Source organism: Streptomyces sp. NPDC029292 (assembly GCF_055569295.1).
In genome coordinates, this window is record NZ_JBVHXR010000005.1 from 298816 (window position 1) to 314088 (window position 15273).

Below are 15273 nucleotides of genomic sequence, written 5' to 3' on the forward strand. Positions count from 1 at the left end.
TGTCGACGGACAGCAGACCGCACTCGGCGGCGCGGAACCGGTCGCCCGACCAGGTGGGGGAGCCGGGCCTGTCCGACCCGGTACGGGCCCTGCGCGCGTCGAGCCGGTCGGCACTGCGGGCAGCAACCGCCGCAGGAACCTCCCGTCGGGTATGCGCTTTTGGAGTTCGAGGAGCAGGCCCACCGTCCTCAGCCGTCCACGAGGCGCATCGGCCCGCCCGCCAGGGCACAGGTCGGCGTTTCCGGGACCGCACCCTCGCGCAGGTCCACCCGGGTGCAGCGGCCCGTGGGGCAGACCCAGCCGACCGACTGCGGCGTGGGCGCGGACGGCCAGTCGCCCACGCCCATCGTGGCGCGCAGGCCGAGCCCGCCGGGGATTCCGGCCGCCTCGGCCGCGTGGTGCAGTGCGCGTACGGCGTCCCGCCACTCACCGGAGAGTGGGGTGCCGTCCCGGACGACCGCGAAGGGCGCGTCCCAGAGTCCGGGGCCGATCAGATCGCGTACCGCGTCGACATTGCGGCACAGGTACTCGACGGCATCCTCGTAAACCCTGCTCGCTTTAGCCCCGTCCCCCACCGCAGACTCCCTGAAAGTCCGGAGAACCACTGCCCTCTGACGTGAGATCAGATTAGTGTAATGAAGGATGACTGAGCTTCAGGACCGGGTTGTCGCACGCCTCGTAGCCGCTCAGAACGCTCGGGATCCCGCGCCGTTGCGCGGACAGGACGCGGTGAGTGACGCGTTGGCCCTGCTCCGCGAGGCCGCGCCGTCGCCCGAGGGAGCGATCGATCTCGAAGCGGTCGCCGCCGTCTGCTGGACCTTCTGGCTGCGCCATCAGGGTCCCGAGGACCCGGACGCGCAGCAGAACGTGATGATCACGCTGAACACCTTCGGATTCCTGTGCCCGCGCGTGCCCGAGGACGCGCAGCTTCCCGAGCCCCTGCGGGACGACTTCGACCCCGCCGATCCGCTGCACGAGATGCGGTTCGCGTATCTCGTGAGCTCGGCATACGGCGATGCCGTCGTCAACGTGCCGGATCTCGGGGAGCCCGACCGGCTGGCCGCGCTGGACCGCGCGCTCGCCTGGTCCGACACGGCACATGAATTCCTGCCGGAGGGCCACGAGGCGTTGGTCGATTTGGCGTTCCACGGCCTCGGGCTCCAGGTGACGCGTTTCCAGCTCGCGGCGGACCCCGACGCGCTCGCCGCCGCGGCCCACCACGGGCGAGTGGCGTGCGACGGGCTGCGTTCCGTCGGCCCGGAGGGCGCCGAGGCGGCCGCGGTCGCCCTCGGGACCGTACTGGACGCCGCGCGGCTGCTCGGCGAACCTCCGCTCGCCGAGATCGAGCGGCTGGTGGCGGCCGCCCCGGAAGGGGCCCTCACCCCGGAGGCCGCCGAGGGGCTGCGCTTCCTGCGCGAGCTGGACGCCCAACCCGCCTCCTGGCCGGGGGAGATGGACCTGCGGGTCGGCTCGGTCATCGCCGACGCGGGCGTACAGGAGCACGACGCCGGCCGGATCGCCTGCGGTGTGCGGCGGCTGCGCGCGGCGGTCGCCCATACCCCCGCCGATCATCCGGGCCATCCCGTCGCGGTCGCCGCCCTGGGCCGGACGCTCGCGGCCCTCGCCCAGGAGCGGGGCGACGACGAGGTGGCAGGTGAGGCGGCACGGGAGGCGGCCGAACTGCTCGCCACCGTCGATGTGACGGGCACGTTGAGCGAGGCCGACGCGGAATTCCTCGCCGGTTACCGGGAATTGCGGAAGCTGGCGGAGAGCGACGATCCGAACGGCCTCCAGAATGCCGGGCCGTTGCTCGGCCACTTCGTCGAGCAGCTCAGGGAGCGCGCCGCACGCGACGGTGAGCCCTCACCCGCCCTGGACATCGACCTCGAAATCCTCGACGTGGTCGCCGCCATCACCGGAGCCCGTTGCGAGGTCTCCTCCGAGGAGCGGATCGCCCGGTACCGCACCGCCCTTGCCGGACTTCCCGCCGACAAGCCGCGTCGTTACGCCTACGTCGCCGTACTGGCCGCGCTCACGGGATCGCGCGCGCAGGCTCTGCGGGAGACCGAACCCGCCGGGGCGGACCGGCTCGCCGCGGAGTCCCGGACGCTGACCGACGAGGTGGCGGCCGACGCCCCGGCCGACTTCCTGCCGCTCGGTCTGCTGCGCCGTGGCCTCTTCGACGCCGCACTGCCTGTCGCCGCAGCGGTGATCAACAGCGACGAGCCGGGCGACGCGGAGGACCTGCGGGACCTGGCCAACCTGGTCTCCATGATGTCCCGCCTCGACGACGTCGGGCTCGACGACCCCGAACACCTCGGCTCCGACATCGCGGTCATGCGGGAGACGCTCGCGGACATCGGGGAGGCCGACCCCTCCCTACGGGCTGCGTTGGCCGCGGCGCTCGGCAGCGCGCTCTCCGCCCACGGTGTCCGTACCGGCGATCCCACCACCTTCGACGAGGCCGTTCCGCTGCTGCGCTACGCGCGCTCGCACGCGCCCGACGACGCCTCCGGAGAATTCGATCAGGTCCTCGCCTTCGCGCTCACGTCCTGGTCGTTCGGGCGCTTCGACGCGGAGGCGCTGCGAGAGGCGTCCGCGCTGCTCGCCACCGCGGCGCCCGAAGGGGCACCCGCCGACATCAACTTGGCGGTGATGTCGGCCCGTACCGAATTCATCAACGCCGTGGGGAACTACGTGATCGGCCACGAACCGGGTCAGCTCGACCGTGCCCGGGACATCGCGCTGCGGCTCAAGGAACTCAGCGGTCGAGCGGCTGCCCGGGCCGGGGACGGTCCGGAGGGTCCGGAGAGTCCGGGCGGTTCTCCGGGGCTCGACATGACGGGCGATGCCTTGCTCAACCTCGTCGAAACCATCGGGCCCGGCGGTGGTCCGCGGCCCGACATCACCGACGTCCATGTCGGCCAATGCCGGAGCACGTTCGCGGCGTGTCCGGCCGGCGACCCGATGCGGCTCTTCACCGCGTCCACGCTCATGCGGGCGCTCACCCAGCGTGCCGTCGTGGTGCGCGGCGCCGATCCGGAGCGTGCGGCACGCCTCGTGGCAGAGGCCGACGAGGTGGTCAGCGCCGTCGAGGGGGAGGCACCTGAGGGCTGGGCCGACACAATGCACGTCTTCATCGGTGTCATCGGGCAAGGAAGCCTGCCGCCGATCTCCCCGTCGGACCAGCCGCCCGCGCCCCCGCCGCAGGCCCCCGCGAACGCGGTGGAGGCCATGTTGGCGGCTCTTCACACCCGCCTGTCCGGCACCGCCGACCCCACCGTGCTGCGCGACCCCATGGTTCCGGTGTGGTTCCGGGCGCACGGTGAACTCGGGGCCGCCGCCGGTGCGTTGGGGAGGGAGCGTGTCGACCTGGCCCTGCCTCACCTCGAAGCGGCCGTCGAGGCCATGGCCGACGTCACCGACCGGGGCAGTGACCAGCAGTCCGCCGAGCACGGTCTGACGTCGTTCGAAGGGGACATACGGCAGATCATCGAGCTGCTCCTCCTGGTCCTCCTCGGCCGTCAAGCTGCCGCCGGTGCACGGGACTTCGTCGGCGAGGTCAAGGACGCATTGGCGGCCTTGCGAGAACAGCGCCCGCCGGACGCCGCCCTGCCCGAGACCTCCCTGCCCGACCCCGCCGTCCTCTCCCGAAAGCTCCACGTCGTCGCGGGGCCCGACGTCGACCGCGCCGCCGAGCTGCTCGAACGCGGGCGCGGACTGCTGCTGGCCCGGCGGATCGAGGCCCGCGCCGACATCGGTGAACTGCGGTCGGCACACCCCGCACTGGCCGGCGAGTTCGAGCGGCTGACCGACCGGCTCGCCGCCGAGCCGGCTGCGGCCGACCCAGCCCCCACCGGGCACGCCGAGTGGTCCCGACTCGCCAAGCTCCGCGCGTCGCGAGAACTGGACGAGCTGGTCGAGCGCATCCGCACCCAGCCGGGGTTCGACGGCTTCCTGCGTCCGCTCTCCGCCGAACAACTGCGTTCACTCGCGGCCGTCGGCCCGATCGTCGTGCTCAACCACGCACGGCACCACGCTTACGCCCTTGTCGTGACGGCCGGGTCGATCACCGCCCTTCGTCTCGACGCCGAGGCGGACGAGATCACCGACGTGGCCCGGAGGCTGGGCGACGCCGTCGACGCCATCAACGCGCACGGCGCGTCGAGGCCGTCCCCCGCGCAGCTCATCGCCGCCGGGGCAACGGTGCGCGGAACCCTTTCGTGGACTTGGCACAAGATCGTGCGCCCGATCCTCGCACTGGTCGGTTCATGCGATCCCGTTCCCGTTCCCGTTCCCGATGCCGCTCCCGGTTCCGTTCCCGACGAAGGCACCTGGCCACGGGTCTGGTGGGTGCCCACGGGACCCTTCAACGCCCTGCCGCTGCACGCGGCGCAGTGCACACTGCCCGACTGCGAACTCGACGGCTGCGGCGCCGCGCTCGACTCCGTGGTGTCGTCGTACGTACCCGGGTTCCAGACCCTGGCGTACGCGCGCACCCGGGCCGAGCACCGCGACACCGCCGACAACCTCAGCGCCCTGCTGGTCGCGTCGCCCGAGGACGAACTGCCCGGCGTCGCGGCGGCGGCCTACTACGCGGCCGGACTGCTCGGCGCGCGTGAACCGCTGGTCGGCGCCGCCGCGACCCGCGAGGCCGTACTCGCCGCGCTCGGCACCACCCCCTGGGCCCACTTCGGCTGCCACGCGGCCACCGACCCGACGGAACCCTCCGGCGCCCTCCTCCACCTGCCGAGCGGCGAACCGCTGTCCGTCCTGGAGATCTGCCGCGCCCGGCCCCAATCGGCACGCCTCGCCTTCCTCGCCGCCTGCGGCACCGCACGCACCTCCGAGCGCCTCACGGACGAGGCCATCCACATCACCAGCGCCTTCCTCCTCGCCGGTTTCCCCACCGCGGTAGGAACCCTCTGGGAAATCGACAGCACCCACGCGGACCAGGTCACCCGGGGCTTCTACACCCGCATGACGGACAACGGCACCGACTCCTCCGCCCACGCCCTGCACCACACCGTCCGAGATCTACGGCGCCGGATCCCCGACCGGCCCCATGTCTGGGCGGCTTACGTCCATGCGGGGACTTGAGCACGCCCGGCCGAGCCGGCCGAGCCGCAGAATGTCGAAGAGGACCGGGACTCGCCCTGAGCCGAGCAGAGGCCACCGAGAAGGGATCGCGTTGCACGGTTACTGGGACCCCCTGCCCACGGCCCGGCGGCTCGTCAGCGGCGAGGATCCGGCGTGGAAAGTCTTCTCAGGCGTCTGGGCGGAACGGAACTGGCGCAACGTCCCGGGCCCGTTCTACGGTGCGGCCACCGACTCCATGGCGACCGGATATCTGCGCGCCTACGCCTTCTGGCTGGACCAGCGCCGCACACCCCGCCCCGGGGAAGCCCTGCCGGTCCTCTAGAGAGTGGCAGGGGCCCATGCTCCGGAATCGCGAGGTCTTCGGCGGCCTGGAGGCAGCCTCCGGCTTCGGCCCTGTCACCGCCGGGGAGGGCGGGCCGCTCGTCCTGACGACGGTCCTGCCGCGCCCCGTGCGTCCACCACGTCCACGTCGCTCGCCCGGACGTAGGCGAGCCGGTAGCCGAACTGGATCTCGTAGTACTCCTCCTGGCCCTTCACCACCAGGCTCGGTGTGTCGGTGTAGGACGACCTGTCGATGTAGGAACCCACCTCGCGGGACTGTGTCACGTACCGCTGGCCGGCGAGGAGGCTGTACGGGAGCGGCGACTCGGGCTCCTTCGTCATCCCCTCCGGGTAGGCGTCGTCCTCCGGGAGGGCGCGTCCATACACAGGGATCTCGCTCAAGCCGTCCTTCGGAGTCACCATCCGGCCGGTCGCACCGACGGCCGTCGGGTGTTTCTTCGGGTTCTTGAACCACGCTTTCCGGCCCAGGTACCAGATCGCCGTCCAGTCGCCGCTGCGCCCGGCGACCGCGTAGGTCTGGCCGGTGGAGACCCGCGACCCCAGGTCGCTGACGTCCTCCGTGGAGTCGTCGCCGTCCGGGCGCCGGCCCGGGTCCTGGATCAGCGGGGCGTCCTCGTGCGGCTCCGTGTGGAGGCGGACGGCGCTGGAGCCGTGCGGCGCACACGGCACACCGTGCCCGGTACACCCCGTGAACCGCGGCTTGTAGGTGGCGAAGTCCGGCAGCACGGTCACCATGTCGCTGTCCGGTCCGGCCGTGGCACGCAGTGGCGCGCCGAGGAGGTCGAAGTAGTGCCGCCAGTCCCAGAAGGGGCCGGGGTCCTCGTGCATGGAGGGAATGGCCGAGCCGGTCGGCGCCGGCACGTTGTCGTGGCCGATGATGTGCTGACGGTCGAGCGGGACGCCGTACTTCTTCGCCAGGTAACGCACCAGGCGGGCCGAGGACCGGTACATCTGCTCCGTGTACCAGGCGTCGGGCCGGGTGAGGAATCCCTCGTGCTCGATGCCGATCGAGCGGGCGTTCACGAACTGGCTGCCGGAGTGCCAGGCCGTGTCCTTGGTCTTGATGTGCTGGGTTACGTGGCCGTCGCTGGAGCGGATCGAGTAGTGCCACGACGCCTCGGTCGGATCCTGCACGGTCTGGAACATGAGCGGCAGCTTCGCCTCGGTGTCGTGGATGACGATGTAATCGATCTTCTGGTCCCTGGGCCGGTCGGCCAGGTCGTGATTGCCGTAGTCGCCGTCGTCGTCGATCTGGACGTACGGCGCGCTGAGCCAGTCGCAGGTCAACTCCGCGGGGCACTCGACCTCCTTCGACCACTGTGCGCCCTCCGGGCTGGGGGTCTGGGGACGCACGCCCGGGCTGGCGGGGAGGGTGACGCGCTGCCCCACGTCGGTGGTGCGGTGCGCGCCCCGGCGGATCACCGCGAAGACGTCGTTCGCGTATGTCGCCCCTGACGCGGCGTCACCCGTGCCCGGGAAGCGCGCCACCGCCTCCCACCAGTCCACCGGGTCGGCGCTGAGCGGCTTGCCGAGCTGTCGTTGCGCCGCCGCCAGGAGTGCCGCGCCCCCGCGCACGTTGGCGGCGGCGTCCGTCCGCAGCCGCCCCGCCGGGGCCCCGGTCAGACGGGCGGCCCGCTGCAGGTCCGCCGGCTGCTCGGAGCGGCTGCCCGAGGTGTTCGACTCGGGTGAGGCCGACGGCCCCGCCGTCCCCTCGAGCGGCCGGGTACTCCCGTGGTGCGGCGCCGGGGCCTGGCGGACGTCCACCAGGTGCATCGGCCCATAGCCGCCGACGACGCTCGGGGCGCCCGGCCGGGAGTCCCATCTCGACTGCAGGTAGGACACGCCCATGAGCACACTCTGCGGCACGTGATACTCGTCCGCGGCGGCTGTGAAGGCGTCCTGCAGGTGCTCGTCGGCCGCCACGTCGACGAAGGCCGGCGGGCCGAACAGCAGCGGCGTCAGGAGTGCCGCCGCCGCGGTCACACGGACTGCCGTCACGCGGACTGCCCGGCGGTGCCCCTGTTCGGCCCTGGGGACACGGGGGGCGACACGGGGGGAGAAACGTTTTCTCATCGCAGGGGTCTCCAACCATGCTCGTCGTAGCCAGGACAAGGAGTTGCCCTTTGCACCACCCCCCGTACGTTTCCGTGCCCGACACGGCACGTCGCGCCAACCGTCACTGACGTGGACCAGCCACCCCGCTGCGGCCACCCGGTCGGCGGCAGCACGTCCCCTCCGGCGGGGAGTCGGCCCAAGCCCCCGTACCGCGCGGTGCGGTCCGGCACCGGCGGCGTGACGGATCAGTCCTGGACCGGGTCCACCTGCCAGTCGGGGTGCCCCGGCATGGGCGGGGTGTGCGCCCCGTACAGCCACCGGGTCAGGAACGGGTTCAGGTCCTCGCCGGCGACCTCGGACGCGAGCGCGACGAAGTCCCGGGTGCCGGCGGCCCGGCCCCGGTACTTCGTCACCCAGGACCGCTCGATCCTTTCGAAGGTATCCTCGCCGACCTGCTCCCGGAGGGCGTAGAGCACCAGCGCCGAGCCGTCGTACCGCATCTGCTTGAACAGGGTCGCCTCGGTGCCGGGTTCGGCGGGCGCCCCGTCGTCATGACGCCACTGGTCGTGCTGCTCGTACGCCGCCCGCATCGCGGCCTCGATGCTGTCGCCGCCGTGCGTGTCGGAGTAGAGACGCTCGTAGAAACGGGCGTGCCCCTCGCTCAGCCACAGGTCGGACCACCGCCGGATGGCGACGCTGTCGCCGGTCCAGTGGTGGGTCAGCTCGTGCACGAGGTTGCGTTCGGCGTCGACCCGGTCACCCAGCAGGTCGTCTCTCGGCACGAGGGACAGCGACTGCGTCTCCAGCGCCACCGGCAGGTCGGTGTCCCCCACCAGCACGCCGTAGCGGCGAAAGGGGTACGGGCCGAGCCGCCGTTCCAGCCAGGCCAGGTGCTCGGGGGTGAGCGAGCGGTACGCCTCCGTGTCGGCGACCAGGCCCCCGGGGACCACGTCTCGGACGGGCAGCCCGTGCGGGCCGGTGCTTTCGACGAACACGAACTTCCCGATCGCCACCTGGACCAGCTGCGCCGCGACCGGCTGCTCGGAGTCGTACGTCCACCGGACCCGTCCGTCGGGCCGCCGGACACGCTCGACGAGCCGGCCGTTGGCCACCGCGCTGAGGCCCGGCGGGGTGGTGATGCGGAAGGTGACCGGCGCCCGCAGGCTCGGGTGGTCGTTCGCCGGGAAGATCATCTTGGCGCCGTTGGGCTGCGGATAGAGCACGGTGCCGTCGGCCGTGGGCACCCACCCGTAGTCCCCGATCGCGTCGCTGCGGTGCCGTCGCTGCGTCGGGTCGGCGGTGTAGGCGACCCGCACGGTGAAAGTGCTGCCGTGGGGGATCGGCTTCGCGGGAGTGACGACCAGCTCGTCGCCGTCGCGTACGGCGGTCGCCGGTGCGCCGTCGACGGTGACCGTGTGCAGCGTGTTGCCCGCGAAGTCGAGGTCGAAGCGGGACAGGGCCTGCGTGGCGGTGGCGCTGATGGTGGTGCCGGCCTCGACGGGCGCCCTCGGCGTCCGCCAGTCGAAGGCGAGCGTGTAGTGGCGGACCGTGTAGCCGCCGTTGCCGTCGAGCGGCAGGAGCGGGTCGCCGATGCCCCGTGCGCCGGGGGACGGCTCCGCGCCGGACGAGGCGGCGGAGGGACCTGGGGCGTGGGTGCCGGGATGAGCGGGGGAGCGGTGACCCCCGTAGGAGAGGACGCCGACGAGGATGGCGGCACCGGTGATCCCGACGGCACCCGCGAGGGCGAGGGCCGCGCGGCGGGTACGGAGGCCACGGCGCGGGCGCTCCCGCCGGGCCGGTTCCTCCGGGGACCGCCTGACCGACGCCTTCACCGGACGAACCGGCGGGCGTCGCGGGATACCCGGATCGGCCGACGCACGCGGCTTCCGGCTGTACGACGCACGCGGCTTCCGGTCGTGCGACTGACTCGGCTGCCGGCGGCCGTGATCTCCATGGCCGCACTATGTCAGTAAGGGATGCCCATAGTTGCTTATGTCCTGATATCGGGCGACCGGCAAGTCGCCCCAGGAACGTAAGGCCAACTGAGACGGACCCTGCCATGGAGGGGGCATGGCGTGGGCTACGCGGGCATGACGCCGTGGATGCGGGAGAGGGTGAAGACGCGTTCGTCGTTGCGCAGTCGGCACCAGGCGTACAGGTAGGGCGGGTCGAGATCGAGTTCGCTGAGGGTGCGTACGGTGCGGTTGCCAGAGGCGGCGACGTATTCGATGGTGACCGGCCGGCCTTCGTTGATGGCATGGGCCAGCTGACGGACATCGGCGAGGGAGAGCAGGCGCGCGTACCCGGCGACGATTTCCTCGGTATCGCTGTCGAAGGGGATTCCGTTGTCCGGATCGGGTTCAGATGGGGGTCCCCCCGCTCGAGCGAAGCCGAGAGTGGGGGAGGTCGGCGGGGCGGCCTGCAGCTTGGCGGCCAGGGCGCTCAGGGATCCGGTCGCCGGGATCCGTGGAGTACGAGCGCCCGTGTTCCGCCTGCCCGACGTGCCGCCTGGCAGGCGTGGGGGCGGGACCGGGGCGGCGGCGCGGCGGCGTCGGCTCTGTTCCACGCGTACGGTCCCATCGGCGGCCTCGGCGATGGGGGCATAGCCCGCGGCCCGGAGTGCGGCGAGGGTTTTGTCGAGCGGGGTCCGGCTGACGAGCACCGTTGGTGCCAGTTGTCGTAGGCCGAGGGCGGTGAGCTTTCGGTGGGCGGCGAGTTCGGCGAGAAGGGCGGGTTCTTCGCCGTGGATCACGCAGGCCGCGGGGGCGATGCGCATACGGCCGTGGCTGCGCGCGACGTCGTGGATCAGGTACGACAGCGGCTGCGGGAGGGCGCCGACGGCGACAGCGGCCAGGTCGGCCGCGATCGCGACGGGTGTGCGGCCGGCGTCCAGGGCGCGGCGGATGGTGCCTGGGCGGAACCGCCACACCGATGCCGTGCCGCTGGCTTCCCTGTCCGCGACGGCATCCAGCAGCGCGGCGAGGTGAGCGGACGGCGTGCCGGTGACGACGGCGGTGAGGTCGGTGCCGAAGCGGGCTGTTCCGGTGGCCGTCGGCAGCAGCCTCTGACAGGCCGCGGCGAGTGCTGCGGCGTCGTCGGTATGCAGGGCGGCACCAATGGGGGACAGGGCACCGCGGGCGATGACGCCCAGCAGTTGTGCTTCGCGGGCCACGGTGGCGAACGGCGTGGTGTCCTGGGGGAGCTGATCGGCGAGCGGACGGTACCAGGCGATCAGCGGCCCCAGTTCCGCGGTGCTCTGCACCCCCCGGTCCGCCGGGAGTCGTGCTGCGGCGGCAAGGAGCCCGTCGCGGGCTTGCACACAGCCGCCGCAGGGCGGTGTTCCGGCGAGTGCGGGCAGCGCCCTGCCGTCTTCGTCGCGGGACTGGGTCGGGGCTAGCGGCAGCGTCCGCCATGCCTGGAGAAGCACGGTGAGCCGCTCCGCAGGTTCTCGTTCCGCCCAGGCGTCGTAGCCGTCCGTCGCAGCGACCTGGTTGCCGTCTCGGGCGAGCAGCCCAGCGGCATACGCCGTCTCCAGAGCGAGGCGTAGGACGATGCCGTCGCACTGTGCTGCCTTGCCGATCCGGGACAGTTCACGTGCTCCGACCCCGCCGGACTTCAGCAGGGCCGGCGGAGACGCGGAGCACGTCGCCAGGACCGAGGCGGCATGGGCGACGAACGCCGTGGCCGAGGCTGCCGCCTCCCGGTCCACTTCCGCCGAGGCGACGGACACCGCCTGTACGGCGGGCGGGACGGGCTCGAACGGGGCGTGCCAGTCGGCCCCGCGCAGCGCGAGCGCCACCTCTGCCGGCATACAGGCGGCTCTGTACCGGTGACGGTCCTCGACCAGCAGCCCCCGCTCCAGCGCCCAGCGCGCACCTGGTTCGGAGTCGGCCTGTGAGGCCCCGAGGATGACGAACTCCGTCTGGGACCTCGGTTGTTCGGCCTTGTGACTCGCTCGCCGCACAAGCAGTTTCCGGGTGGCCGCAGGCGCCCCTGCCGCCACCGCGGCGACCCGCTCCGGATCACTGTGGTGATCCACCAGGGCTGTCAGCCGCTGCTGTTTGGTATTACCGGGTAGCTGGACACCCAGGGCCACCAGCATGCGGCGTAGTTCCTCGGAGGTCGTGTCCGCCAGCAGCCGGGCGAGCGGTGCGTCCAGCCCCAGTGGCGAGCTCCACGCTTGGCGCAACGGTGCCGCCATGCGCAGCAGCCCTTCGCCGTCCGGCCAGACCAGCGCGTGATCGGCCAACGTCTCCAGGGCCGCGTCCAGCCCGCGAGCGCTCTCCGCTCCGGTCGCGCCCAGAAGGTTCGCCAGAGCAGTACGTGGAGTCGGCCCCAGCGCCGCCAGTGCCTCGGCCACCTGCAGGTGTGGCAGTGCGAGCCCGGGCAGCACCAGCGCCACCGACCCAGGGCGCTGAAGGCGGTCCGCCAGTTCGCCGACCGATCGTGGCTCGGGCGGCGACACGGCGTCCGAGCGAGCTGCGAGGACCCGCTCCAGCCGCGGGATTTCGAGACCGCTCAACCACGCGGCCAGTGTTGATCCGCTGGGCTTACCGATGGGGACACCTCACGTGTACGAGCACCGTTGGCTTCCGGACCGGAACCGGTCCCGCGCAGGACACCAGAATGGCGCATCGCGTGGGACGCCCGCGTCCCACGGCAACAGAATCCCGCTTCTGTGTGAAGGCGAAGTGCTGTGGCTTTACCTCGTCGGCGGCAAGCAGTTCGTCAGCTGCCGAGATCCTGGGACTGGCCGAAGAGCTACTCGAAGCAGTCGGAGCAACACATCCGGGTGCCTGGCGGCGGACCCTCAGCGTCCTACTGAGACACGGGCTCGGATCGCACCAAGGTGCCTCGATGTCCGCCGGACGACCACACACCGATTTTCAAGCTCACCGGGTGGGGCCGTCAGGCCCCCGGATTACTGAGACGGAGAACGTCGAAGGGCCCCACCGCGAACGGTGGGGCCCTTCGACATCGTGCCCGGTGAGGCACTGGCGGAGGATACGAGATTCGAACTCGTGAGGGGTTGCCCCCAACACGCTTTCCAAGCGTGCGCCCTAGGCCTCTAGGCGAATCCTCCGCCGCAAACAATACAAGACGTTGAGGAGTGCTCGCGAACTCGTTCCCCCCGCTCAGATCCTGTACCCTGTGCGGAGCCCCTCACGTGGCGCTATCTGACTGAACTCCCCCAGGGCCGGAAGGCAGCAAGGGTAGGTTGGCTCTGGCGGGTGCGTGGGGGGCGCTTGCGTTTGCGGGGGTGCGTCGGTGAGCGGTCCCCTGCCGTCGTCAGCGAGCGGTCCTCGTTGTCGGTGGGCGCCTATAACCTCGTATGTGTGTCGTCTCTCGCGCTGTACCGCCGCTATCGCCCGGAGTCGTTCGCCGAGGTCATCGGGCAGGAGCATGTCACCGACCCGTTGCAGCAGGCGCTGCGGAACAACCGGGTCAATCACGCGTACCTGTTCAGCGGTCCGCGCGGGTGCGGGAAGACGACCAGCGCGCGGATTCTCGCCCGGTGTCTCAATTGCGAGCAGGGGCCTACGCCCACCCCGTGCGGTGAGTGCCAGTCGTGCCGGGATCTCGCGCGGAACGGGCCGGGGTCCATCGACGTCATCGAGATCGACGCCGCCTCCCATGGTGGTGTGGACGACGCCCGTGACCTGCGCGAAAAGGCCTTCTTCGGGCCCGCCAGCAGTCGGTACAAGATCTACATCATCGACGAGGCCCACATGGTCACCCCGGCGGGCTTCAACGCCCTGCTGAAGGTGGTCGAGGAGCCGCCCGAGCATCTCAAGTTCATCTTCGCCACGACCGAGCCCGAGAAGGTCATCGGGACGATCCGGTCGCGGACCCACCATTACCCGTTCCGGCTCGTGCCGCCGGGAACCCTGCGGGGGTACCTGGGCGAGGTCTGCGGGCACGAGGGCATTCCCGTCGAGGACGGTGTGCTGCCGCTGGTCGTGCGGGCCGGGGCCGGGTCCGTGCGTGACTCCATGTCCGTCATGGACCAGCTGCTCGCGGGCGCGGGCGACGCCGGTGTGACGTATGCCATGGCGACCTCGCTGCTCGGGTACACGGACGCGTCGATGCTGGACTCGGTGGTCGAGGCGTTCGCCGCGGGGGACGGCGCCGCGGCGTTCGAGATCGTGGACCGGGTGATCGAGGGGGGTAATGATCCGCGGAGGTTCGTCGCCGATCTGCTGGAGCGGTTGCGGGATCTGGTGATTCTGGCGGCCGTGCCCGATGCCGCCGAGAAGGGGCTCATCGACGCGCCGTCCGATGTCGTGGAGCGCATGCAGGCCCAGGCCGGAGTCTTCGGTGCCGCCGAGCTGAGCCGCGCCGCCGATCTCGTCAACGAAGGGCTGACAGAGATGCGCGGCGCCACCTCGCCGCGGCTGCAGCTCGAACTGATCTGCGCGCGCGTACTGCTGCCCGCCGCGTACGGGGACGAGCGGTCCGTCATGGCCCGGCTGGACCGCGTCGAGCGCGGTGTGAACTTCTCCGGGGGCGGCGGGGGCGCGCCTGCCATGGGGTACGTGCCTGGGCCTGAGGTACATGGTGCGGTGCCCGTTGCGCCGGCAGGGCCCGTTGCACCGCCGGTTGCGTCGGTTCCGCCGGGGGGCGGGGCCGCGGCGGCTCGGGCCGCGGTGCGGTCTGCGGGGCCCGGGGGGCAGGGACAGGGCCAGGGCCCTGAGGGGTACGGGGCGGCTGGTGCCGGTGCTGGTGCTGGTGCCGGTGCTGCGGTGCCAGGGTCCGAGTCGGCTTCTGTCCCGGCTGCGCCCGCCGCCCTGCCCACGGTTCCTCCGGCGGTTCCTCCGGTCGCTCCTCCGGCCGTCGAGCAGCCGCAGGCTCCTGCCGCGTCCGCCGCCCCCTCCGGGGCCGCACCCGGTGCCTGGCCCACCGCGACGGCCGCCGGCAGCGGTCGGCGTCCGGGCGGCTGGCCCACGGCGGCACCCGCCGGTGGGGGGCAGGCTCAGGCCGCGCCCAGTGCGCCTCCGGCTCCGGCGGCGCACGTTCCGGCGTCGGCTCCTGCCGCCGCCGCACCCACCCCCGCTCCGGCTCCCCCGAGCGGCGGCCCCGACCCCCGCATGCTGTGGCCGAACATTCTGGAGGCGGTGAAGAACCGTCGCCGGTTCACCTGGATCCTGCTCAGCCAGAACGCGCAGGTGACCGGGTTCGACGGCAGCACCTTGCAGATCGGCTTCGTCAACGCGGGCGCGCGGGACAACTTCGCGAGCAGCGGCAGCGAGGAGGTGCTGCGGCAGGCGCTGGCCGAGCAGTTCAACGTCCAGTGGAAGATCGACGCGATCGTCGACGCCTCGGGCGGCTCGGCACCGCCGGCTCCGGCCGGACCCGGGTTCGGCGGCGGTTACGGCGGGGCTCCGGCCGCCTCGCGCCCCGCGCCCCAGCAGCCACCGGCCCCGGCTCCGCGCCCCGCCGCACCGCAGGGCCCGTCCGCGAGCCACGCCCCGGCCGCGCCCGCCCCGGCGCCCACATCACCTCCGGCCCCCGAACCGCCCCCGGTCGCCCCCGAGGACGACATCCCCGAGGACGACGACCCCGACCTCGACGAGTCCGCCCTCTCGGGCCACGACCTGATCGTCAGAGAGCTGGGAGCGACGGTGGTGGAGGAGTTCACCAACGAGTAGCTCCAGGGGGCGCCAGCAGCCTCGTAAGCCTCCGTGGGCGTCCGTAAGCCTCCGCAGGCGTGCGTCCCGTACGCCTGGCGGGTCGCACCCCGTACGCCTGCGGGCCACACCCCGCGCGCCTGGCGGG

The 15273-nt window shown here is 72.1% G+C and carries 7 protein-coding genes, 1 tRNA gene and 1 other RNA gene; 4 read left to right on the forward strand and 5 right to left on the reverse strand.

Annotation, left to right across the window (positions count from 1 at the left end):
* Nucleotides 1-188: 188 nt before the first annotated feature.
* The gene (locus ACZ4WS_RS14810) at nucleotides 189-575 is read right to left on the reverse strand and encodes a hypothetical protein (RefSeq protein ID WP_467980430.1); all 387 of its coding nucleotides are present in this window, start codon (nucleotides 573-575) and stop codon (nucleotides 189-191) included.
* Nucleotides 576-642: 67 nt separating this feature from the next.
* Here ACZ4WS_RS14810 and ACZ4WS_RS14815 point away from each other — a divergent pair, with 67 nt between their 5' ends.
* A complete protein-coding gene (locus tag ACZ4WS_RS14815) occupies nucleotides 643-5100 on the forward strand; it encodes a CHAT domain-containing protein (RefSeq protein WP_467980432.1) in 4458 nt (1485 codons plus the stop codon).
* Between the two features lie 91 nt (nucleotides 5101-5191).
* Nucleotides 5192-5422 carry a hypothetical protein gene (locus ACZ4WS_RS14820; protein WP_467980434.1) on the forward strand — a complete coding sequence of 77 codons (231 nt, stop codon included), beginning with the start codon at nucleotides 5192-5194 and terminating at the stop codon, nucleotides 5420-5422.
* A gap of 74 nt (nucleotides 5423-5496) precedes the next feature.
* Here the strand turns inward: ACZ4WS_RS14820 and ACZ4WS_RS14825 are convergent, their stop codons facing one another.
* The 4 genes from ACZ4WS_RS14825 to ACZ4WS_RS14840 all read right to left on the reverse strand — a co-directional run bounded on the left by ACZ4WS_RS14825 (nucleotide 5497) and on the right by ACZ4WS_RS14840 (nucleotide 12580).
* Nucleotides 5497-7515: an N-acetylmuramoyl-L-alanine amidase gene (locus ACZ4WS_RS14825; protein WP_467980435.1), complete on the reverse strand. Its 2019-nt coding sequence runs from the start codon at nucleotides 7513-7515 to the stop codon at nucleotides 5497-5499.
* A gap of 227 nt (nucleotides 7516-7742) precedes the next feature.
* Nucleotides 7743-9329: a M1 family metallopeptidase gene (locus ACZ4WS_RS14830; RefSeq protein ID WP_467980436.1), complete on the reverse strand. Its 1587-nt coding sequence runs from the start codon at nucleotides 9327-9329 to the stop codon at nucleotides 7743-7745.
* 248 nt (nucleotides 9330-9577) lie between these two features.
* Nucleotides 9578-12019, reverse strand: coding sequence for a helicase-associated domain-containing protein (locus ACZ4WS_RS14835; protein WP_467980438.1), 2442 nt, complete (start codon nucleotides 12017-12019; stop codon nucleotides 9578-9580).
* Nucleotides 12020-12492: 473 nt separating this feature from the next.
* A tRNA-Ser gene (locus ACZ4WS_RS14840) sits at nucleotides 12493-12580 on the reverse strand.
* A gap of 71 nt (nucleotides 12581-12651) precedes the next feature.
* On the opposite strand from ACZ4WS_RS14840, the gene ffs reads away from it, so the two are divergent.
* Both ffs and ACZ4WS_RS14850 read left to right on the forward strand, forming a co-directional pair.
* Nucleotides 12652-12750, forward strand: an RNA gene (gene ffs, locus ACZ4WS_RS14845) — signal recognition particle sRNA small type.
* 83 nt (nucleotides 12751-12833) lie between these two features.
* Entirely contained in the window at nucleotides 12834-15146 is a 2313-nt protein-coding gene (locus tag ACZ4WS_RS14850; RefSeq protein WP_467980440.1) for a DNA polymerase III subunit gamma and tau, read from the forward strand.
* Nucleotides 15147-15273 lie beyond the last annotated feature (127 nt).